General features: G+C 53.4%; 24 protein-coding genes. 20 read left to right on the top strand and 4 right to left on the bottom strand.

Going from position 1 to position 20289, the window contains the following annotated elements:
- Window positions 1-3 precede the first annotated feature (3 nt).
- From CIK87_RS12195 to CIK87_RS12180, 4 genes are read left to right on the top strand one after another with little or no spacing between them, the layout of a single operon-like run.
- Complete coding sequence (locus CIK87_RS12195; protein ID WP_022309945.1) at window positions 4-453, top strand: dCMP deaminase family protein; 450 nt, start codon at window positions 4-6, stop codon at window positions 451-453.
- Window positions 434-2119, top strand: coding sequence for a S41 family peptidase (locus CIK87_RS12190; RefSeq protein ID WP_094387402.1), 1686 nt, complete (start codon window positions 434-436; stop codon window positions 2117-2119). Before CIK87_RS12195 ends, CIK87_RS12190 begins: the two co-directional genes overlap by 20 nt.
- An 18-nt stretch (window positions 2120-2137) precedes the next feature.
- Window positions 2138-2668 carry a 5-formyltetrahydrofolate cyclo-ligase gene (locus tag CIK87_RS12185; protein WP_094387401.1) on the top strand — a complete coding sequence of 177 codons (531 nt, stop codon included), beginning with the start codon at window positions 2138-2140 and terminating at the stop codon, window positions 2666-2668.
- Window positions 2669-2684: 16 nt separating this feature from the next.
- Window positions 2685-3557 (top strand): hypothetical protein, encoded by an 873-nt coding sequence (locus CIK87_RS12180; protein ID WP_094387400.1) that lies wholly within the window; start codon window positions 2685-2687, stop codon window positions 3555-3557.
- 12 nt (window positions 3558-3569) lie between these two features.
- On the opposite strand, the gene CIK87_RS12175 is transcribed toward CIK87_RS12180, so the two are convergent.
- Window positions 3570-3860 (bottom strand): DUF721 domain-containing protein, encoded by a 291-nt coding sequence (locus CIK87_RS12175; RefSeq protein WP_094387399.1) that lies wholly within the window; start codon window positions 3858-3860, stop codon window positions 3570-3572.
- On the bottom strand, window positions 3853-4974 hold the full coding sequence (locus CIK87_RS12170; protein WP_094387398.1) for a DNA replication/repair protein RecF: 1122 nt from the start codon (window positions 4972-4974) through the stop codon (window positions 3853-3855). The genes CIK87_RS12175 and CIK87_RS12170 overlap by 8 nt, the downstream gene beginning before the upstream one ends.
- Window positions 4975-5180: 206 nt before the next feature.
- Between CIK87_RS12170 and CIK87_RS12165 the strand changes: the two genes are divergently transcribed.
- The 5 genes from CIK87_RS12165 (at window position 5181) to CIK87_RS12145 (ending at window position 8042) form a co-directional block, all read left to right on the top strand.
- Window positions 5181-5879 carry a lipopolysaccharide assembly protein LapB gene (locus CIK87_RS12165; RefSeq protein ID WP_094387397.1) on the top strand — a complete coding sequence of 233 codons (699 nt, stop codon included), beginning with the start codon at window positions 5181-5183 and terminating at the stop codon, window positions 5877-5879.
- Between the two features lie 2 nt (window positions 5880-5881).
- Window positions 5882-6358 carry a 6,7-dimethyl-8-ribityllumazine synthase gene (ribH, locus tag CIK87_RS12160; RefSeq protein WP_022309938.1) on the top strand — a complete coding sequence of 159 codons (477 nt, stop codon included), beginning with the start codon at window positions 5882-5884 and terminating at the stop codon, window positions 6356-6358.
- Window positions 6359-6451: 93 nt separating this feature from the next.
- Entirely contained in the window at window positions 6452-6655 is a 204-nt protein-coding gene (locus CIK87_RS12155) for a hypothetical protein (protein ID WP_094387396.1), read from the top strand.
- A gap of 1 nt (window position 6656) precedes the next feature.
- A complete protein-coding gene (locus CIK87_RS12150) occupies window positions 6657-7178 on the top strand; it encodes a ferritin (RefSeq protein WP_094387395.1) in 522 nt (173 codons plus the stop codon).
- Window positions 7179-7706: 528 nt separating this feature from the next.
- Complete coding sequence (locus CIK87_RS12145) at window positions 7707-8042, top strand: transglycosylase SLT domain-containing protein (protein WP_254046020.1); 336 nt, start codon at window positions 7707-7709, stop codon at window positions 8040-8042.
- A gap of 22 nt (window positions 8043-8064) precedes the next feature.
- Here CIK87_RS12145 and CIK87_RS12140 read toward each other — a convergent pair whose 3' ends face one another.
- Entirely contained in the window at window positions 8065-8367 is a 303-nt protein-coding gene (locus CIK87_RS12140) for a hypothetical protein (RefSeq protein WP_094387394.1), read from the bottom strand.
- Window positions 8368-8783: 416 nt separating this feature from the next.
- Here CIK87_RS12140 and CIK87_RS12135 point away from each other — a divergent pair, with 416 nt between their 5' ends.
- From CIK87_RS12135 to CIK87_RS12090, 10 genes are read left to right on the top strand one after another with little or no spacing between them, the layout of a single operon-like run.
- On the top strand, window positions 8784-9134 hold the full coding sequence (locus CIK87_RS12135) for an NADH-quinone oxidoreductase subunit A (protein ID WP_022309935.1): 351 nt from the start codon (window positions 8784-8786) through the stop codon (window positions 9132-9134).
- Complete coding sequence (locus CIK87_RS12130) at window positions 9125-9850, top strand: NADH-quinone oxidoreductase subunit B (RefSeq protein ID WP_094387393.1); 726 nt, start codon at window positions 9125-9127, stop codon at window positions 9848-9850. Before CIK87_RS12135 ends, CIK87_RS12130 begins: the two co-directional genes overlap by 10 nt.
- 21 nt (window positions 9851-9871) lie before the next feature.
- Window positions 9872-11443, top strand: coding sequence for an NADH-quinone oxidoreductase subunit C (locus tag CIK87_RS12125; RefSeq protein WP_022309933.1), 1572 nt, complete (start codon window positions 9872-9874; stop codon window positions 11441-11443).
- A gap of 37 nt (window positions 11444-11480) precedes the next feature.
- A complete protein-coding gene (gene nuoH, locus CIK87_RS12120; protein ID WP_022309932.1) occupies window positions 11481-12566 on the top strand; it encodes an NADH-quinone oxidoreductase subunit NuoH in 1086 nt (361 codons plus the stop codon).
- 47 nt (window positions 12567-12613) lie between these two features.
- Window positions 12614-13144: an NADH-quinone oxidoreductase subunit I gene (locus CIK87_RS12115; RefSeq protein WP_094387392.1), complete on the top strand. Its 531-nt coding sequence runs from the start codon at window positions 12614-12616 to the stop codon at window positions 13142-13144.
- Window positions 13145-13151: 7 nt separating this feature from the next.
- A complete protein-coding gene (locus tag CIK87_RS12110; protein ID WP_022309930.1) occupies window positions 13152-13673 on the top strand; it encodes an NADH-quinone oxidoreductase subunit J in 522 nt (173 codons plus the stop codon).
- Window positions 13670-13981 (top strand): NADH-quinone oxidoreductase subunit NuoK, encoded by a 312-nt coding sequence (gene nuoK / locus CIK87_RS12105; RefSeq protein ID WP_022309929.1) that lies wholly within the window; start codon window positions 13670-13672, stop codon window positions 13979-13981. The genes CIK87_RS12110 and nuoK overlap by 4 nt, the downstream gene beginning before the upstream one ends.
- Before the next feature lie 6 nt (window positions 13982-13987).
- Window positions 13988-15937, top strand: coding sequence for an NADH-quinone oxidoreductase subunit L (nuoL, locus tag CIK87_RS12100; RefSeq protein ID WP_022309928.1), 1950 nt, complete (start codon window positions 13988-13990; stop codon window positions 15935-15937).
- Window positions 15938-15949: 12 nt separating this feature from the next.
- Complete coding sequence (locus CIK87_RS12095) at window positions 15950-17452, top strand: NuoM family protein (RefSeq protein ID WP_022309927.1); 1503 nt, start codon at window positions 15950-15952, stop codon at window positions 17450-17452.
- A 34-nt stretch (window positions 17453-17486) separates the two neighbouring features.
- Window positions 17487-18968 (top strand): NADH-quinone oxidoreductase subunit N, encoded by a 1482-nt coding sequence (locus CIK87_RS12090; RefSeq protein ID WP_094387391.1) that lies wholly within the window; start codon window positions 17487-17489, stop codon window positions 18966-18968.
- A gap of 43 nt (window positions 18969-19011) precedes the next feature.
- Here CIK87_RS12090 and CIK87_RS12085 read toward each other — a convergent pair whose 3' ends face one another.
- Window positions 19012-19485, bottom strand: coding sequence for a hypothetical protein (locus CIK87_RS12085; protein WP_144008219.1), 474 nt, complete (start codon window positions 19483-19485; stop codon window positions 19012-19014).
- 26 nt (window positions 19486-19511) lie between these two features.
- Between CIK87_RS12085 and CIK87_RS12080 the strand changes: the two genes are divergently transcribed.
- Entirely contained in the window at window positions 19512-20264 is a 753-nt protein-coding gene (locus CIK87_RS12080) for a polyprenol monophosphomannose synthase (protein ID WP_094387389.1), read from the top strand.
- Window positions 20265-20289 lie beyond the last annotated feature (25 nt).

The raw sequence follows: 20289 nt of genomic DNA, 5'->3' as shown, positions 1-20289 counted from the left end.
GACATGACAGAAGAAGAGAAGCGATACCGCCTTGACCTGCGTTATCTGCGCATGGCACATATATGGGCCGAGAACTCCTACTGCCGCCGCAGGCAGGTAGGGGCGCTGGTGGTCAAGGACAAGATGATTATCAGCGACGGCTATAACGGCACACCGAGTGGGTTTGAAAATGTGTGTGAAGACGAGAACAATCTCACCAAGCCCTATGTGCTGCACGCCGAAGCCAACGCCATCACCAAGTTGGCACGTAGCAGCAACAACAGCGACGGCTCTACGCTCTATGTCACTGCCTCGCCCTGTATAGAGTGTGCCAAGCTCATCATCCAGGCAGGCATCAAGCGCGTGGTCTATGGTGAGAAGTATCGTCTTGAGGATGGTATCAACCTTCTGAAGCGTGCAAATATCGAAGTGGTTTATCTTAATGCAAACGACAATGAATCAGAAAAAGTCTAACAGATTCACTCCGCTGCTGATGGCCCTGTGCATCATCATCGGCATCATCATCGGAACATTCTATGCCAATCATTTCTCGGGCAACCGACTGAATATCATCAACAGCGGCAGCAACCGCCTGAGCAATCTGCTGCATATCATCAGCGACCAGTATGTAGACGAGGTCAACATCGACTCGCTGGTGGATGTGGCTATCCCTCAGATTCTCTCCGAGCTCGACCCTCACTCTGTGTATATCAATTCCAAGCAGGCACAGACTGCCACCGACGACCTGAAGGGTTCGTTCTCGGGTATCGGTGTCGAGTTTGTCATCCGACAGGACACTATTCACATCCAGGGCGTCATCAAGAACGGTCCCGCCGAAAAGGCCGGCGTTCTGGCAGGCGACAAGATTGTGAGCGTGGATGGCAAGCCGTTTGTGGGTAAGATAGTGACCCAGGAAGAGGCCATGCACAGGCTCAAGGGCCCCAAGGACACCAAGGTCAAGATAGGCGTGGTGCGCTATGGCTCCAAGATGGTCCATACCTTTACCATCACGCGTGGCGACATCCCCCAGAAGAGCATCGCCGCCACCTATATGCTCGACGACAAGACCGGCTACATCCGCGTGAAGAAATTCTCTGAGACCACCTATGCCGAGCTGCTCATCTCGCTGGCCAAGCTCTCGCAGAGCGGGTTCACCAATCTCGTGATAGACCTGCGCGACAACACCGGCGGCTATCTCGAGACGGCTGTGCAGATGGCCAACGAGTTCTTGCCCAAGAACCGTCTGATAGTATATACCCAGGGCCGCAAGCAGCCCAGGCAGGAGTTCCTCTCCGATGGTCGCGGCAGCTACAAGGATATACCGCTTGTGGTGCTTATCAATGAGGGCTCGGCCTCTTCGTCTGAAATCTTTGCCGGCGCCATCCAGGACAATGACCGCGGTACCATCATCGGCCGCCGCTCGTTTGGCAAGGGCCTTGTGCAGAAGCAGATGGAGTTCCCCGACGGCAGCATCATCCGTCTTACCACCGCCCGCTACTACACTCCTTCGGGCCGCTGCATCCAGAAGCCCTATACCATGGGCGACGAGTCGTTCTACGCCCAAGACCTGGTAGACCGCTATCAGCACGGCGAATACTTCTCGCAAGACTCCATCAAGCACACCGGTCCGGCTTATCACACCCATATCGGACGCGTGGTCTATGGCGGTGGCGGCATCACCCCCGACATCTTCATCCCCGAAGACACCCTGGGTATGACGTCATATTACAAGCGGGCTGCCATGAGCGGACTGATACTGCAGTTTGCCTACGACTATACGGATGATAACCGTGCCAAACTGAACGGGTATCGCAACATGCAGTCGCTTTATGACTATCTGAAGACGCAGAACCTCGTGGAGCGATTTGCCTCCTATGCCGACCGCAACGGTCTGCAGCGACGCAACCTGATGATACGCAAGTCGCACAAGCTGCTCGACCAGTATATCAACAGTCGCATCATCTATAATATGCTCGACGAGGAGGCTTGGAACGAATACCTCAACCAGGACGATGACAACATCAGGGCTGCTCTCAATGTCTTTGCCCAGGGCAAGGCGTTTCCCAAGAAGCCGGCAGTCAAGAAAAAGGCAGTGAGGAAGGTCGCCGTAAAGAAGGCGGTGGCCAAGCACAGAAAATAACATAATCACCCAGGCGATATGTCTAAGAAGGAACTAAGACAACTTATCCGCCAACGCAAGCGACAGTTCACCCAGCAGGAGTTGGGCGAACTGTCGCTTGCCGTTGTGGGGCGTCTGTCGGCCCATAAGCGGATGGCAGAGGCACAGACCGTGATGCTCTATTGCTCGTTGCCTGATGAGGTGGACACACATGGGCTCATAGACACGCTCTACGGCGAGGGAAAGACCGTGGTGCTGCCTGTGGTGACCGGCGAAGGCGAGATGGAGCTGCGCGTCTATCATGGCGCCGACAGTCTGCGTCGTGGCTCTTTCGACATACTCGAACCCGTGGGCGAGCGCTTTGCCGACTACGAAAGCATCGACCTGGCTGTCATTCCCGGCATGGCCTTCGACGACAGCGGCCATCGGCTTGGGCGCGGCAAGGGTTACTACGACCGCTTCCTGGTCAATCTCCCTCACTGTTATAAGATAGGTATGTGTTTCGACTTCCAACGCGTGGAGCATGTGCCGTGTGAGTCTACCGATATCGCCGTAGACGAAGTGATATAACCTACAGACAATAGATATGAAACGCATTATCCTCATGCTGATGATGGCGACGGGCGTCATGACCTCGCTTGCCATTACGCCCATCGACTCGCTCGAGCTGCGCCGTCTGCAGCAGATGGCAGACTCGGTGGTCGACGAAGCCCGCAGACTGTATCTCTATGAGTATCTGGCTTGGCACAGTGCCGACGAACTGACCAAGCACAAGGTGGATGTGAAGAAAATCGGCATGGGAGGCGTCACCGTCGACGACAACGGTATCATGCACTACATCTATGTGGACAAGAAAGGCGAGCTGCTGCTTGATTATGTGCTCGACCCGCAGTCGATGTTCTCGATAACCACGACCAAGAAGCGTGCCCTCGACAACAGTGAGATGCAGGCGATGGTCTTGCGGACACAGGCCATCAAGACGGTGGTGGAGACGTGTGGCGACAGCATCTTAAACTATAGCTCTGCCGATGGGACGCTCAACTTCGACGTGATACCCATGGACAACGGCCGGCTCAGGATGTACATCATCCAGGGTACGACCCATGCCGATGTGCAACCGTTTGGCAATGATTATGTCATCGACCTGGACGGCAGGCTCCAGGTGACCTCGTTCAGGCGGCTGCACAACTTCTATATAGAGATACCCATCGGCAATGACTCCAACTCTATCTCGCACAGGCATGCTCCCGACAGCGGGATGATTACGGCTACCGACATCGTCAGCTTCATGCTCTACGGCCACGACCTCTTCGGTCTGGAGTCGACCTACGTGACCTTCAAGCCCCACGCCGACAGCGAGGGCTACGTTGTGGTCTTCGACGCCAATCGCTTCAAGGCCGTGGTGATGACCCAGGGTATGGTCGAAAAGTTCGTGAATGAAAACAAGAAAGATAAATAAGGAATAAAAGCCTCAGTAGATGCGCACATCGGCGATGACCATGGCGCCTACTTCGGCATTGAGACGCTGTACCAATTTGGAACGCATCATAGACAAATCCTGCCTGAGGGCGGGATTTGTTATTTTTACAAACAGCGTCTGGTTCTTGATGAACTTCTCGCCGGTATATCTGCCCACGGTGGTGCCGGTCACCGTCTCCCAGGCGTCGATAAGCCTCCGCTGCAGCAAGGGCGTCTCCAGCCCCTGGTCGCGTAGCAGGTGATTGATAACATCACCGATTGATTTTACATTGCGCTTAAACATGATTGTCGTCCTCCTTGCGTTGGGTGATTTCTCCATCTTCCACCTCAAACAACTTATAGTCCATCGCGCTGTGCTGGAGTATACGGTCCAGGTGGTCACGGTTGGTATCGGTGATGAATATCTGCCCGAAGTTGTCGGCCGACACCAGCTTCACAATCTGCTCCACGCGGCGTGCGTCGAGCTTGTCGAATATGTCATCGAGCAAGAGCAGCGGCACCGTGGCCGTCACTGTGCGCTTGAGAAACTCAAACTGCGCCAGCTTCAGCGCCAGCACGAACGTCTTGTTCTGCCCCTGGCTTCCCTCGCGCTTCATCTGATAGTCGCCGAGCATCATCTCGATGTCGTCGCGGTGTACGCCATGGAGCGAGTAGCCCACGGCGCGGTCTTTGGCCCTGTCGCGGCGTATCACGTCGATGAGCCGTCCGCGCTGGCAATGAGAGATGTAGCGCAGGCTCACCTTCTCCTTGTTCTCGGATATGGTCTCGTAGATGTGCTGGAACACGGGAATGAGCTGGCTGATGAACTCGTCGCGCCGGCGATAGATAATCTCTCCCTGTGAAGCCATCTCCTCCTCCCAAATGTCGAGCAGGGCAGGGTCGGGCTCAGCCTCCATCTTGAGTAGGGCATTGCGCTGTTGCAGGGCCTTGTTGCAGCGCATCAGGGCATCGGCGTAAGCCACATCGTACTGGCATATCACCATATCCATCAGCCTCCGGCGCTCCTCGCTGCCCCCGGCAATGAGCACGCTGTCGGCGGGCGAGACAAAGACCAGCGGGATGAGCCCGATATGTTGGGCCAGACGCTTGTAGTCTTTCTTGTCGCGCTTGAAATGCTTCTTCACCCCACGCTTCATGCCGCAGTAGATGTTGAAATCCTCACCGCTGTCGCTCCTGTAGTCGCCATCGAGCACAAAGAAGTCCTGGTCGTGCATGATTACCTGCGAGTCGATGGGCGTGAAGGCGCTCCGACAGAACGACAGGTAATAGACAGCGTCGAGAAAGTTGGTCTTTCCCACGCCGTTCTGCCCTATAAGACAGTTGATTTTGGGCGACAACTCTATCGTTGCCTCCCTTATGTTCTTGTAGTTGAGTATGGACAGTCTTTTCAGAATCATAGCGGCTTTATCCTTGCTCTCTGGGAGTGTGTTATCCCCGTGAGTGATGCAAAGTTACGCCAATTATCACGCAAAAGCAAAAAAATAGAGAAATATATTTCAATATGTGAGATTATTTGATTAATTTTGCCTTGAATATGCACGCGGCTTTCGTGGCCGTCAGCATGATTGCAACATTGGGAATAAAAACAAAAATAATAAATAAAATGACAAACAAAAAAGAACAAGCACCCGCTAACGACGTGCTTACCGTTTCTGAGGCTTTTATCACCAAATACAAAAAGCCCATCGTTGTTGCTGCTGCTGCAGTAGTACTCCTCATCGTAGGTTTCTTCTGTTACAAGAATTATGTAAGCGCTCCCCGCGAGGACAAGGCTTCTACCGCTCTGGGCCTTTGTCAGCAGTATTTTGACCAGGGCATGTTTGACAAGGCTCTTAATGGCGACGGCGCCAACTGTGTAGGTTTCGTGAGGATTGCTTCTGACTACAGCGGCACCGATGCAGCCAATCTCGCCAACCTCTATGCCGGTCTGAGCTATGCTCACACCGAGAAGTGGGAGAAGGCAGCCGAGTATCTCGACAAGTACTCTACAGCTTCCGACGCACTGGTAAGCCCCGCAGCAGTAGCTGCCCGCGGCCAGGTATATGCCAACCTCAACAAGATAGACGAGGCCGTATCAGACCTGAAGAAGGCTGCCAAGATGGCCGACAGCAAGGGCCACAACGGCGTAAACAACAGTCTGTCGCCCCTGTTCCTGCTCTCAGCAGCGCAGTTGCTGGAGAGCCAGAACAAGAATGATGAGGCGCTCGAGATATACAAGGATATCAAGGCCAACTATGTCACCTCTGCTCTTGTTCAGAGCCAGGAGATAGACAAATACATCCAACGTCTGGAGGAGAAGTAATCATGGCTACAGCACTCCACCACCTCTCCGACGAGGATATAGCCAATGTGCCCGACGCCAGCAACATGTGCTTCGGCATAGTAGTGGCTGAATGGAACAAGGAGATAACCGACGCGCTGCTCAATGGCGCGGTGACCACCTTGGAGAAGTATGGCACTCTGCCCGAGAACATCCACGTCAAGACCGTGCCCGGCAGCTTTGAACTGATTTACGGAGCACAGCAGATGACCAAGAATGACGGATTTGATGCCGTCATCATCCTCGGAAGTGTCATCCGTGGCGAGACGCCCCATTTCGACTACATCTGCCAGGGCGTCACCTACGGCATAGCACGGCTCAACTCCAACCAGAACATCCCCGTCATCTACGGACTGCTTACCACCAACGACTTGCAGCAAGCCAAGGATAGATGTGGGGGCAAGTATGGCAACAAGGGAAGCGAGTGTGCCATCGACGCCATCAAAATGGCTAAGTTCTAAAACCCATTCCAAAGATATGAAGCCCATCGGGAGCTGATACGCAGGTATCGCCCGATGGGCTTTTTTTGATGGCTGTAGGCGGCGGGTGAATGGGTGGCTGCGGCGGGTGATATTGCTGTCGGCGGCGGAGAATTGGTTGTTATCGGCGGAGAAATGGCTGTCTGCGGTGGGGAAGTGACTTTCAGGACAGTGATGGCGCCCGCAGATGTGGAGTCGCTAAATATAAATAAGTTAAAAAACTATGCAGTGTTTACATTTTTTCGTAAATTTGCAGCAGGTAAACATAAAACTGAATAACATGTTGAACAAGAAAGTAGAAGAGGCTATCAACGCCCAAATCAATGCCGAACTCTGGTCGGCTTATCTCTATCTGTCTATGGCAGCTTATTGCCACGCCCAGGGCCAGCCCGGTATGGCCAAGTGGTTTGAGGTCCAGTTCCGTGAAGAGCAGGACCACGCCAAGATATTCTTCAATTATGTCGTTTCACGCGACGGAGTGGTAACCCTCAAGCCCATCGAGGCTGTGCCCACCACATGGGAGTCGATGCTCGACGTATTTGAGAGCACGCTGGCCCATGAGCAGAAGGTCACCTCGCTCATCAACAACCTCTACGCACTGGCCACCCAGGAGCTCGACTTCGCCACCCAGAGCATGCTCAAGTGGTTTATCGACGAGCAGGTGGAGGAAGAAGAGAACGCCAGCACCATCATCGACAATATCCGCATGATTAAGGACAACGGATATGGTCTCTACATGCTCGACAAGGAGCTTGGCGCACGTGTCTACACCCAGGCCGCTCCGCTCTTGGGCAAAGAGTAAGACCATCGCACCCCAGCCCCACAAGGCATCCCTCTCCGGGATGCCTTTTTTCGTTTTCGGAGGCGTCGCGACGAGCTCCGCCAAGCCCCTCGCAGCGCCTGTCGCAGCCGCGGCGATGGCCCTCGTTGCGGCGATGGCAAAAGTAAGAATTTACAACAATTTGGAAACGTAAAAGATTGTGATACAAAGGTTTCTTGATTACCTCGACTACCATATCCTTTACAATTATTCGCCGTTTTTCTTGCACGGTTCAGATTTTCTTCGTACCTTTGCACGCGATAATCGGAGTAACGCTTGTCGGTTTAAGGTTTTCAGACACGGTTACTCCCAGTATTCACTGGCATCCAGACACGGTGGTTTTTCTTCTTATCAATACCGTTGTCGCGAGCTTTTTTCAGGATGTGGCTCAGATGTCAAAAACAATAATTTATGAGTTTATTAACAAGAAGATTATTTGTATTATTGACTATTGGTGTGACATTTCCACTGCTGGCGATAGCAAGTGGGTCACTGGAAACTAAAAAGACCATGGATTGGAATCCCGTGATGGATGCGATAATCCAGGTAGAAAGCGAAGGAAACGCAAGGGCGGTGAAGGGCAACTCCTGTGGAGCTATGCAGATAACCCCCGTACTGGTAAAAGACTGCAACCGCATACTGCGCATGAGAGGCTCGAACAAGCGCTACACCCTGGCCGACAGATTCAGCATCAGCAAGTCGCGAGCTATGTTCCTGCTCATCCAGTCGTTTTACAACCCGCAGAACAATGTAGAACAGGCCATCCGAGCTTGGAACGGCGGTCAGAACTACACCGTGGCGAGTACACAGCGTTACCTTGAGAAAGTGAAACGTCATTTGTATTGATACAAACACAACATCAAGACTTTCATTCCTGCCTCTGTGCAGTGATGGAAGTCTTTTTTTTGTCCCCGAGCCTGTCTTGCCGGCGGCGCCGTAAACCGTCGCAAGCATGGAGTGGAGCAGGGGCGAGGGGCGGAGCCAGGTGCAGACCGTCGCCCATGAGGTCGCCTCGCCAGCCTCTCACTACAGCCTCCGCCTGGGCAGCCATGGAGGCGGCCGGAAGGGTTCTGTCTGGCTCGTAGTCGACGGAGATAGCAGAGAGGTACCCAATACGCTTGTTGTCAGCAGGTTTGGCGATGTCCTGATGATGGTTGTCGGCTCGTAACATAAGACACGAGCCCACGTGACATAAGTCACGAGCTCACGTATCTTGCGTCACGAGCTCACGTACCTTATGTTACGAGCCGCCCAAGAGGCTGGCTGCGGTGACCGATGAACTTGCAAAGATTATGTCGGGCAACCGTGGCGACGGGGAGCGGTGCGCGGTGACGGTGGCGATGCCCGAGGAGGTAGTCTCTCCAAGTTGCTGCCGGCCGTCGGTGCACGGGTAGATGGTGTCGCTTGTGAGTCAGGTTGTCACCAAAAATGCCACTTTGCTCGCGCCTGCGGGCGTGCGTATATATAAATAGGTGTTTTTTCAGTTAATAATGACTAATGTTACCAAAAAAAGTAGTAACTTTGCAACTTGAAGGTGACAAAACGCCTTCTGCGCATAAAATATTTATTAATAACGTTATAATTTTTATGAATTTCACTTTGTTGATTACCGTTATGCTAACGGCTGTAACCTTGGTGGTGGCTGCTTATGTCATTGCCAAGCTCATCGGTCCCCGTTCGTACAATCCGGTAAAAGGTGAGCCCTTTGAGTGTGGTATCCCCACGCGCGGCAGCTCATGGTTGCCCTCGCACATCGGTTACTACCTCTTCGCCATCCTTTTCCTGATGTTCGACATCGAGACTATGTTGCTCTATCCCTGGGCTGTAGTCGTTAAGCAGTATGGAAGTCTGGCCCTCGTGAGCATCAGTTTCTTCCTGTTGGTATTGGTATTTGGCCTGGCTTACGCCTGGCGGAAAGGAGCATTGGAATGGAAGTAAAGAACAGAGCCTCTATCAAGAGCATTCCTTACGACGAGTTTAAGGACAACGACACGCTGGAGAAGATTGCCGCCGAGCTCAATGAGGGCGGTGCCAATGTGGTGGTGAGCTCACTCGACGCCGCCATCAACTGGGGTCGCAGCAACTCGCTGTGGTCGCTTACCTTCGGAACATCGTGCTGTGGTATTGAGTTTATGGCCGTAGGCTGTGCCCGTTACGACTTCTCTCGCTTCGGCTTCGAGGTGACCCGTAACTCTCCACGCCAGGCCGACCTTATCATGTGTGCCGGTACAATCACCAACAAGATGGCACCAGTGTTCAAGCGTCTGTATGACGAGATGGCCGAGCCCAAGTATGTAGTGGCTGTAGGCGGATGCACCATTAGCGGCGGCCCCTTCAAGAAGAGCTACAACGTGGTGCGCGGTATCAGCGAGCTGGTGCCTGTGGATGTGTTCATCCCCGGCTGCCCTCCACGCCCCGAGGCTATCCTCTACGGCATGATGCAGCTGCAGCGCAAGGTGAAGGTCGAGAAATTCTTTGGCGGCGCCAACCACAAGATGACTGCTGATGAGAAGAATCTCTCCATGAGTCAGGGTGGTCTGCGCGGTCTGAGCAACGAGAACCTCTCTGATGCCAACAAGTTGGGCAACAAGAAGCCTATCATCGTGACCCAAGTGCCCGAAGGCTTCGACCCACAGAAGGGACTTGATGACTAATATATAATAAGGTATAAGAATATGAAGCTGAATAACATAGAACTGAGTTTTGACAATTTCGCCGAGGAGATGGCGAAATTGAAGAACGAGAAACACTTCGACTACCTTGTTACCATCATCGGTGAAGACTTCGGTGAGGAAGGACTCGGATGTATCTACATTCTCGAAAATACAGACACTGCCGAGCGTTGCTCGGTGAGAACCATCGCCAAGAAGGTGGATGGCAGCGACGTTATCCCCACGGTAATTAATCTGTGGAAGGTGGCCGACCTGCTCGAGCGTGAGGTCTACGACTTCGTGGGCATCAAGTTCCTCGGCCACCCCGACATGCGTCGCCTCTTCCTGCGCACCGACTTCAAGGGTCATCCCCTGCGCAAGGACTTCGACATGAGCCCCGAGGCCAACCAGTTCCCCTGTACCGACGAGCCCGAGAGCGACTACACCGTAGAATACTCGCTCGACAAGAACGGTCATCTGGTAGCCACCGAGAAGAGACTCTTCGACGAAGATGAATATGTAATCAATGTAGGCCCCAACCACCCATCCACCCACGGCGTGCTGCGCCTGCAGACCGTAGTGGACGGCGAAACCGTGAAGCGCATCTATCCCCACCTGGGATATATCCACCGCGGTATCGAGAAGATGTGGGAGAATATGACCTACCCACAGACCCTCGCCCTGACCGACCGTCTCAACTACCTCTCGGCCATGATGCACCGCCACGCTCTCGTGGGCGTCATCGAAGAGGCTATGGGCATAGAGCTCAGCGAGCGCATACAGTATATCCGTACCATCATGGACGAGCTGCAGCGTATCGACTCCCACTTGCTCTATCTGGGCTGTACCGCACAGGACCTCGGTGCCCTCACCGCTTTCCTCTACTGCATGCGCGACCGTGAGCACGTGCTCAACGTGATGGAGGAAACTACCGGCGGCCGACTCATACAGAACTATTATCGCATCGGCGGACTGCAGGCCGACATTGACCCCAACTTCGTGGACAATGTCAAGAAGCTCTGCGCCTATCTGCGCCCGATGATACAGGAATATCTCGACGTCTTCGGCGATAACGTGATTACCCACAACCGTCTCGAAGGTGTTGGCCCAATGGGCAAGGACGACTGTATCAACTATGCCGTGACCGGTCCTGCCGGACGTGCCGCAGGCTGGGCCAACGATACCCGCAAACGTCATCCCTATGCCCTCTACGACAAGGTGGAGTGGAAGGAGATAACCATGACCGGCGGCGACTCTATGGACCGCTACTACTGTCACATCAAGGAGCTCTATCAGAGCCTCGACATCATCGAGCAGCTCATAGACCATATCCCTGAGGGCGAATACTACATCAAGCAGAAGCCCATCATCAAGGTGCCCGAGGGACAGTGGTATTTCTCTGTAGAAGGAGCCAGCGGCGAGTTTGGCGTCTATCTCGACTCACGTGGCGACAAGATGCCTTACCGTATGAAGATGCGCCCGATGGGTCTGTCGCTTACCGGCGCCCTCGACCCTATGCTCCGTGGTCAGAAGATAGCCGACCTCATCACCACCGGTGCTGCCATCGACTTCGTAATCCCCGACCTCGACAGATAATAATATAATAATGTATAAGTAAAAAGAGAACATAATGATGTTTGATTTTAGTATAGTAACAACCGCCATCGACAGTCTTCTGCGCCAGACCCTCGGTCTGGGCGACTTCTGGTCGATACTGATAGAGTGCGTGCTCGTGGGTGTAGGCATCCTTACCGCCTATGCGCTGATAGCCATCGCCCTCATCTTCATGGAGCGCAAGGTGTGTGCCTACTTCCAGTGCCGTCTGGGCCCGATGCGAGTAGGTCCTTGGGGTATCTTCCAGGTCTTCGCCGACGTGCTCAAGATGCTTATCAAGGAAATCTTCGTTGTCGACAGAGCCGACAAGATGCTCTACTACATCGCCCCTTTCCTTGTGATTATCGCCTCGGTGGGCACCTTCTCATTCCTGCCATGGAACATGGGTGCGCATATCCTCGACTTCAACGTGGGCCTGTTCCTCATCACCGCCATCAGCTCGATAGGCGTACTCGGCGTGTTCCTCGCCGGATGGGGTTCCAACAACAAGTATTCGGTAGTGTCGGCCATGCGTGGCGCCGTGCAGATGATTTCCTATGAGATGTCGCTCGGCCTCTGCCTTATCTCTGCCGTAGTCCTCACAGGCACCATGCAGGTGAGCGGTATCGTTGAGGCTCAGGTTGGTCCTTGGAGCTGGCTCATCATCAAGGGCCACGTGCCTGCCATCCTGGCTTTCCTCGTATTCCTCGTAGCCGGTAACGCCGAGGCCAACCGTGGCCCGTTCGACCTGGCTGAGGCTGAGAGCGAGCTGACAGCCGGTTACCACACCGAGTATTCGGGTATGGGCTTCGGCTTCTACTATCTGGCAGAGTACCTCAACCTCTTCGTTATCTCGGGCATCGCCTCTACCGTATTCCTCGGTGGCTGGGCGCCTCTCAATATCGGTATCGAGGGCTTCGACAATCTGATGAACCTCATTCCCGGATTTATCTGGTTCTTCGGCAAGACCTTCGCCGTGGTATGGATTCTGATGTGGGTACGCTGGACTTTCCCCCGTCTGCGTATCGACCAGATACTTACCCTCGAGTGGAAGTATCTCATGCCTTTGTCTCTGATTATCCTTGTGCTGATGACCGTATGCGTAGCGCTGGGCTTCCACGGATAATCTGCGAAATATCAAACCGTAATTCAACAATAGATTAATAACAAAGTATGTCTAACAATTCATATTTCAAAGGTATTGCCGATGGCGTGAAGACGCTTGCCACAGGTATGAAGACTACCATGAAGGAGTACTTCACACCCAAGAGCACCGAGCAGTATCCCGAGAACCGCAAGACTACACTCCACATTTCGCCCCGATTCCGCGGACGCCTGGTTTTCGAGCGCAACGAGGACGAGAGCTACAAGTGTGTGGGATGTACACTCTGTGAGAAGTCATGCCCCAATGACACCATCAAGATTGTTACCGAGATGGTGGAGGACCCCGAGACAGGCAAGAAGAAGCGCCAGCTGGTAGATTACCAGTACGATCTGGGCGACTGCATGTTCTGCGAGCTCTGCGTCAATGCATGTAACTTCGGAGCCATCAAGTTTGTCAACGATTTCGAGAACGCTGTCTTCGACCGTGACAAGCTCGTCTATCATCTGGACAAGGAAGTATACAAAGGCGGTTCGCTGCCCAACCTCATTGATGGCGGCGCTCCCCTGGAAATAGGTAAGTTTAACACCAAAACCAAGTAAACCGATTATGGCAAATATTGTAATGTTTTGTATTCTGGCCGTAGTCATTCTTGGCTCAGCCTTAATGTGTGTGCTGACCCGCAGCATCATGCGTGCAGCCACCTTCCTGCTGTTTGTGCTCTTCGGCATCGCCGGTCTTTACTTCCTGCTCGACTATACCTACCTGGGTGCTGCCCAGATAGCTGTCTACGCCGGAGGTATCACCGTGATGTATGTCTTTGCCATCCAGCTGGTCAACAAGCGCGCCCTCCAGGGCAAGACCGAACACTTCAAGGGCTCACGCCTGATGGGCGGACTGCTCATCTCACTGCTGGGCCTCGCCACAGTAGTGGGCGTAATCCTCAAGCATAAGTTTATCGACATGGCAGCCAGCTTGGCCGACAAGGAGGTAACCATGCAGGAGATAGGTACAGCCCTTGTGGGTTCAGAGAAATATCAGTATGTATTACCCTTCGAGTTGATATCAGTATTCTTGCTGGCTTGTATCATCGGAGGCATCATGATTGCAAGAAAGGAGGACCAGAAATGAATATTCCCGTAGAGTTTTTCCTTACACTTAGTGCATTGCTGTTCTTTATAGGTGTATTCGGATTTGTCACACGCCGCAACCTCGTGGCCATGCTCATCTCGGTCGAGCTGATACTCAACTCTGTCGACTTGAACTTTGCCGTGATGAACCGCATCCTTTTCCCCGGTGAGATGGAAGGCTTCTTCTTCACACTCTTCTCTATCGGTGTGAGTGCTGCCGAGACTGCTGTTGCGCTGGCTATTATTATTAATGTTTACCGTAACTATCACAGTGACCAGGTGAACAGTATTGAAAACATGAAATTCTAAGACACTATGTACAGTTATGCATTTTTGATACTTCTTCTGCCGTTGCTGAGTTTCCTCGTGTTAGGACTTGCGGGCATGAAGATGAAGAAGCAGGTAGCGGGTGTCATCGGCACCATCGTGCTGGGCTGCGTATTCGCCATGTCGGTATATACCGCCTACAAGTATTTCTTCGTTGACGGAAGAAATGCCCTCACTGGCGCCTACGACACCGTTACCGTGTTCAATTATAGCTGGTTGAAGTTTAGCGAGCTGCTTACCTTCAACATCGGTTTCCGCCTTACGCCTATCAGCGTGATGATGCTCATCGTCATCACTACTGTCAGCTTTATGGTTCATATCTATTCGTTTGGTTATATGGCCGAGCGCGACGAGAACTATGAGGTTGAAGGCTATGAGAAGGGCTTCCAGCGTTTCTACGCTTACCTGAGCCTGTTTACGATGTCCATGCTGGGTCTGGTGGTTGCCACCAACCTCTTCCAGATGTATCTCTTCTGGGAGCTGGTGGGCGTGTGCTCTTATCTGCTTATCGGTTTCTATTACCCCAAGCATGCCGCTGTCCACGCCAGCAAGAAGGCGTTTATCGTAACTCGCTTCGCCGACCTCTTCTTCCTCATCGGTATTCTCTTCTACAGCTTCTATGTAGGCACGTTCAACTACGACCTGGCTGCCGACCACGACCTGGTGCTGAAGTTGCATGGTGCAGCATTTGTCCTGCCTACCGCCCTGTTCTTGATGTTTATCGGTGGTGCCGGTAAGAGTGCCATGTTCCCGCTGCACATCTGGTTGCCCGACGCTATGGAAGGCCCCACACCCGTGTCAGCGCTCATCCACGCCGCCACCATGGTTGTGGCTGGTGTATACCAGGTGGCCAGCCTGTTCCCCATCTGGGTGACCTACGCGCCTGAAGCCCTGCACTATGTAGCCTACATTGCTGCCTTCACCGCATTCTATGCCGCAGCCGTAGCCTGCTGTCAGCGCGACATCAAGCGTGGTCTGGCCTTCTCGACCATCTCTCAGATAGCCTATATGCTGGTAGCCCTTGGCGTATGTACCGCCATCGACAACCACGAGGGTGGTCTGGGTTATATGGCCGGTATGTTCCACCTCTTTACCCACGCCATGTTCAAGGCCCTGCTCTTCCTCTGCTCCGGTGCCATCATCGTGATTATCGGCAGCAACTTCAAGGAGTATATGGGAGGTCTGCACAAGTATATGCCCATTACCAATGTCTGCTTCCTCATCGGATGTCTCGCCATCGCCGGTATCCCTCCCTTTGCAGGTTTCTTCTCTAAAGACGAAATCATCACCGCCTGCTTCCAGTTCTCTCCCTTCATGGGCTACTTCATGACACTGGTTGCCGGTATGACCGCTTTCTACATGTTCCGTCTCTACTACGTGATATTCTGGGGCCAGAGCTACTACGAACTTGACCCCGAACACCGTCGCAAGCCACAAGAGGTGCCCTTCGTAATGTGGGGTCCGCTGGTGTTCCTTGCCATCATCTCGTGTGTAGCCGGTCTCATTCCTTTCGGCCACTTTGTTTCGGCTACCGGCCAGAGCTACGATATCCACATCAACGCTCAGGTGGCTACTACCAGCATTGTGGTGGCTGTCATCGGCATTGCCCTTGCCACCTATATGTACGCTCCCAAGAAGACTCCGTTGGCCGACACTCTGGCCAAGCGTATGCCTGTGCTGCACAAGGCTGCCCTCAACCGTTTCTACATCGACGATGCATGGCAGTTCTTCACCCACAAGATAGTCTTCGGACTCTTCTCCAAGCCCATCGCATGGTTTGACCGCCGCGTCATCGACGGCACCATGAACTTCATGGCATGGGGTACACAGGAAGCCGGTGAGTCTATCCGTCCATGGCAGAGTGGCGACGTGCGCCAGTATGCCGTATGGTTTATCACGGGAAGTGTAGCTATATCATTAATCCTTCTTTGTCTTTAGAGCATTATCATTATGAGTATATTAACATTATTCGTAGTTATCCCCGTCCTGATGCTCCTCGGGCTCTGGTTTTCCAAGAACCTGGCTCAGGTACGTGGCGTAATGGTAGCAGGCGCCAGCGCCCTGTTGGTCCTTGCCATCTGGCTTACCGTTACTTTTATACAGATGCGCCATGCCGGTAATACCGACCCCATGCTGTTCACCTACAGCGTGGCATGGTTCCCCTCGCTCCATATCGCCTACAGCGTAGGCGTCGATGGCATCTCGGTCGTGATGCTCCTGCTGTCGGCCATCATTGTTTTCACCGGAACCTTCGCCTCTTGGCAGGCCATGTCCAACCACAAGGAATACTTCCTCTGGTTCACCCTGCTCAGCACCGGTGTGTTCGGCTTCTTCATCTCGGTAGATATGTTCACCATGTTCATGTTCTACGAGGTAGCCCTTATCCCTATGTATCTGCTTATCGGAGTATGGGGTACAGGCGCCAAGGAGTATGCCGCCATGAAACTCACCCTGATGCTTATGGGTGGTTCGGCGCTGCTCATCATCGGCATCCTGGCCATCTACTTCTTCAGTGGAGCCACCACGATGAACATCAATGAGATTGCGGCTATGGCCAATATCCCCGAGAATGTGCAGAACATCTTCTTCCCCTTGCTCTTCATCGGTTTCGGCGTGCTGGGAGCCCTCTTCCCATTCCACACATGGTCGCCCGACGGTCATGCCAGCGCCCCTACCGCCGTGTCTATGCTCCATGCCGGTGTGCTGATGAAGCTCGGTGGCTACGGCTGCTTCCGCATTGCGATGTATCTCATGCCTTCCGCTCTTGACACCTGGGCCCCTGTGTTCCTCATCCTCACCACCATCTCTGTGGTATATGGAGCACTCTCAGCCTGTGTGCAGACCGACCTCAAGTACATCAATGCCTATAGCTCGGTATCCCACTGCGGTATGGTGCTCTTCGCCCTCTGCATGGTTACCCAGACCGCCATCACCGGTGCCGTTATCCAGATGTTGTCCCACGGTCTGATGACAGCCCTCTTCTTTGCTGTCATCGGTATGATTTACCACCGTGCCGGCACTCGCGACGTGCGCTATCTCGGCGGACTGATGAAGGTAGTGCCTTTCCTCGCCGTTTCCTATGTAGTGGCAGGTTTGGCCAACCTGGGTCTCCCTGGTTTCTCTGGCTTCGTGGCCGAGATGACCATCTTCGTAGGTTCGTTCCAGAACGCCGATACCTTCCACCGTGTATGTACCATCGTGGCTTGTACCTCTATCGTAGTGACAGCCGTGTACATCTTGCGCGTAGTGGGCAAGATTCTGTTCCAGAAGATACCCAACCCCGAGTTCCTCAAGCTCACCGATGCTACTTGGGACGAGCGCTTGGCCGTGGGTGGACTTATCTTCTGCGTAGCCGGTCTCGGTACTGCGCCTTTCTGGGCACAGGAGGTTATCTACGATGCAGTAGGCCCTATCATCCAGCATATCGGCAACTTTGTTGCGATAGCCCAGTAAACTGTAATGTCTAACGATTAAGTATCTAAAAGAAATGAATATTGATTATAGTCAGTTTTTACATATGATGCCCGAAGTAAGCCTTATGGCTGTTCTGGTAATCGTCTTCATTGCAGACTTCTTTACTGCCCCCCGTGTAGCCGATGTACAGGCTGGCGCCGACTTCAAGGCTCCCCGTGCATGGTTCGGTCCGCTGGTGTGTGTGCTCATGCTTGCCCACACCCTGCTCAATCTCGCTCCCGTAGAGTCTGCCGTTACCTTTGGCGGCATGTACTATACCACACCCTCTATCGGTATCATCAAGAGCATCCTCGCCTTCGGCACACTCATCGTGCTCATCCAGAGCCGCGAGTGGATGCGCCGCCCCGATACCTTCTTCAAGGAGGGCGAGTTCTACATGCTCACCCTCGCCACCCTCTTGGGTATGAACATGATGGTAAGTGCCAACCACTTCCTGCTGTTCTTCCTGGGTCTTGAGCTGGCTTCGGTGCCCATGGCCTGCTTGGTGGCGTTCGACAAGTACCGCCACAACTCAGCCGAGGCAGGTGCCAAGTTCATCCTCACCGCCACCTTCTCGAGCGGCGTGATGCTCTATGGTATCAGCCTGCTCTATGGCGCAGTAGGCACACTCTACTTCGACGATGTAGTGATGCGACTCTCTGCCACTCCTATGGTCATCGTGGGTCTGGTGTTCTTCGTCAGCGGTCTGGGCTTCAAGATTTCTCTCGTGCCCTTCCACTTCTGGACAGCCGACTCTTACCAGGGCGCTCCCACCACCGTTACCGGCTATCTGTCGGTTATCTCTAAGGGAGCCGCAGCCTTCACGCTCTGCACCGTGCTGATGAAGGTCTTTGGTCCCATGGTCGAGTACTGGCAGTACATGCTCTTCATCGTCATCGTGCTGTCTATCACCGTGGCCAACCTTTTCGCCATCCATCAGAGCGACCTGAAGCGCTTCATGGCGTTCAGCTCTATCTCTCAGGCAGGTTACATCGTGCTCGCCATCGTGGGCAACCAGGCCACATCGGTCTACGCCCTCAGCTTCTACGTGCTCATCTACGTGGTAGCCAATATGGCTGTGTTCACCATCATCTCGTCTATCGAGGAGCACAACAACGGCGTGGTAGATATGGAAAGCTACAACGGGCTGTATCAGACCAATCCGCGTCTGGCCTTCCTCATGACCCTCGCCCTGTTCTCCCTGGGTGGTATTCCTCCCTTCGCTGGAATGTTCTCCAAGTTCTTCGTCTTCATGGCAGCTGTCAAGGGCGCCGACTTGGCCACCACCACCGGAGCGCTGGCCTACATCGTGGTATTCATCGCGCTGGTCAACACCGTGATATCTCTCTACTACTATCTGCTCATCGTCAAGGCTATGTACATCAAGCCCAACGAGCATCCTCTGCCTACATTCCAGAGCGCCACGAGCACCAAGCTCGCCCTCGCCGTTTGTACCACAGGTGTGCTGCTCTTCGGTGTATGCTCATTCATCTACGAATGGATAGCTCTGGCATAACGCAGCAAGAGAGCAAGATATACTAAATCTAACTTAATAATATCTACAGGGGATAAGTCGGTATCTTACCGCTTATTCCCTGTTCTTTTTTCTGCTTCTCCGCCTGCGCCGTCAGTTTCTCCGCCCACGCCGTCAGTTTCTCCACGAAGCCCATCCACCCGCTCGCCGTCTGCAACCCCGCTGCGAGCCACTTTGAGTCAGGTCCGCGACTTGAAATGCAGAAATCATGGTTTGCCATATTCATTTCCGAGTTTGCATTCCTCGTTTCAAACCTTGAAATCACCGCAGATGTCATCTCCTCCAGGTTTGTCTCCGTGAGCGGGAGAGTGGCAATGGTTGTACTGATGTCCCCATCAGCCTCGTCTACCGCCGCGACAGAGGCTATGGGCGCAAAAGTGATGTGCTTTCCCATATCCATTGGCTTGTTTTGTCCTTCCGCCGATACCGTTGTGCTGAACTTAACCATGCAAAACGAAAAAAACTTCGTGTTTTTCTTTGCATTGTCTTCGACTTGCACTATCTTTGTAAGAAAAATGGAGAGGTATGAATACCAGCGATAGTATTGTAATTATTCCTACATACAACGAGAAGGAAAATATGGAGAAAATCGTTCGTGCGGTTTTCTCCTTGGACAATTGTTTTCACATCTTGGTCATCGACGACGGCAGCCCCGATGGTACTGCCCAGATCGTCAAGCGCCTTATGGCCGACGAGTTTGGCGACCGCCTGTTCCTCATCGAGCGCAGCGGCAAACTCGGACTCGGCACCGCCTATATCACTGGCTTCAAGTGGGCGCTTGAGCACAATTACGACTACATCTTCGAGATGGATGCCGATTTCAGTCACGACCCTGCCGACCTGCCACGCCTCTACTCTGCCTGTCATGACGAGGGCTACGATGTAGCTATCGGTTCGCGCTATGTGAGCGGTGTCAATGTCGTCAACTGGCCCATCGGGCGCGTGCTGATGAGCTATTTCGCGTCCAAGTACGTGCGCATGGTCACCGGCTTCAAGGTCCACGACACCACCGCCGGCTTCAAGTGCTACCGCCGCCGTGTGCTTGCCACCATCCCCCTCGACGAGATACGCTTCAAGGGCTACGGCTTCCAGATTGAGATGAAGTTTACCGCTTACAAGATAGGGTTCAAAATCAAAGAGGTGCCCGTCATCTTTGTCAACCGTCGCGAGGGTGTCAGCAAGATGAGCGGTGGCATCTTCGGTGAGGCTTTCTTTGGTGTGATGCGTCTCCGTTGGGACGGCTGGTTCCGCCATTATCCTGCCTTGCCCAAAGCCTGAGCCATCCCTCTCTTTGAGTGAAGCG

Origin of the sequence: Prevotella sp. P5-64, from assembly GCF_002251285.1 — a bacterium.
Lineage (GTDB): Bacteria > Bacteroidota > Bacteroidia > Bacteroidales > Bacteroidaceae > Prevotella.
Note: the sequence above shows the minus strand (reverse complement) of the source record. Positions and strands in the feature narration are given on the sequence as shown.

Bases quoted from the DNA above. Each gene is read 5' to 3' on its own strand.
- CIK87_RS12080 (WP_094387389.1), top strand. From the start codon at position 19,512: ATGAATACCAGCGATAGTATTGTAATTATTCCTACATACAACGAGAAG.
- CIK87_RS12150 (WP_094387395.1), top strand. From the start codon at position 6,657: ATGTTGAACAAGAAAGTAGAAGAGGCTATCAACGCCCAAATCAATGCC.
- CIK87_RS12190 (WP_094387402.1), top strand. From the start codon at position 434: ATGAATCAGAAAAAGTCTAACAGATTCACTCCGCTGCTGATGGCCCTG.
- CIK87_RS12130 (WP_094387393.1), top strand. From the start codon at position 9,125: ATGGAAGTAAAGAACAGAGCCTCTATCAAGAGCATTCCTTACGACGAG.
- CIK87_RS12090 (WP_094387391.1), top strand. From the start codon at position 17,487: ATGAATATTGATTATAGTCAGTTTTTACATATGATGCCCGAAGTAAGC.
- CIK87_RS12125 (WP_022309933.1), top strand. From the start codon at position 9,872: ATGAAGCTGAATAACATAGAACTGAGTTTTGACAATTTCGCCGAGGAG.
- CIK87_RS12095 (WP_022309927.1), top strand. From the start codon at position 15,950: ATGAGTATATTAACATTATTCGTAGTTATCCCCGTCCTGATGCTCCTC.
- CIK87_RS12170 (WP_094387398.1), bottom strand. From the start codon at position 4,974: ATGATTCTGAAAAGACTGTCCATACTCAACTACAAGAACATAAGGGAG.
- nuoH (WP_022309932.1), top strand. From the start codon at position 11,481: ATGTTTGATTTTAGTATAGTAACAACCGCCATCGACAGTCTTCTGCGC.
- CIK87_RS12135 (WP_022309935.1), top strand. From the start codon at position 8,784: ATGAATTTCACTTTGTTGATTACCGTTATGCTAACGGCTGTAACCTTG.
- CIK87_RS12165 (WP_094387397.1), top strand. From the start codon at position 5,181: ATGACAAACAAAAAAGAACAAGCACCCGCTAACGACGTGCTTACCGTT.
- nuoK (WP_022309929.1), top strand. From the start codon at position 13,670: ATGAATATTCCCGTAGAGTTTTTCCTTACACTTAGTGCATTGCTGTTC.
- CIK87_RS12145 (WP_254046020.1), top strand. From the start codon at position 7,707: ATGGATTGGAATCCCGTGATGGATGCGATAATCCAGGTAGAAAGCGAA.
- nuoL (WP_022309928.1), top strand. From the start codon at position 13,988: ATGTACAGTTATGCATTTTTGATACTTCTTCTGCCGTTGCTGAGTTTC.
- CIK87_RS12175 (WP_094387399.1), bottom strand. From the start codon at position 3,860: ATGTTTAAGCGCAATGTAAAATCAATCGGTGATGTTATCAATCACCTG.
- CIK87_RS12185 (WP_094387401.1), top strand. From the start codon at position 2,138: ATGTCTAAGAAGGAACTAAGACAACTTATCCGCCAACGCAAGCGACAG.
- ribH (WP_022309938.1), top strand. From the start codon at position 5,882: ATGGCTACAGCACTCCACCACCTCTCCGACGAGGATATAGCCAATGTG.
- CIK87_RS12140 (WP_094387394.1), bottom strand. From the start codon at position 8,367: ATGTTACGAGCCGACAACCATCATCAGGACATCGCCAAACCTGCTGAC.
- CIK87_RS12195 (WP_022309945.1), top strand. From the start codon at position 4: ATGACAGAAGAAGAGAAGCGATACCGCCTTGACCTGCGTTATCTGCGC.
- CIK87_RS12180 (WP_094387400.1), top strand. From the start codon at position 2,685: ATGAAACGCATTATCCTCATGCTGATGATGGCGACGGGCGTCATGACC.
- CIK87_RS12110 (WP_022309930.1), top strand. From the start codon at position 13,152: ATGGCAAATATTGTAATGTTTTGTATTCTGGCCGTAGTCATTCTTGGC.
- CIK87_RS12115 (WP_094387392.1), top strand. From the start codon at position 12,614: ATGTCTAACAATTCATATTTCAAAGGTATTGCCGATGGCGTGAAGACG.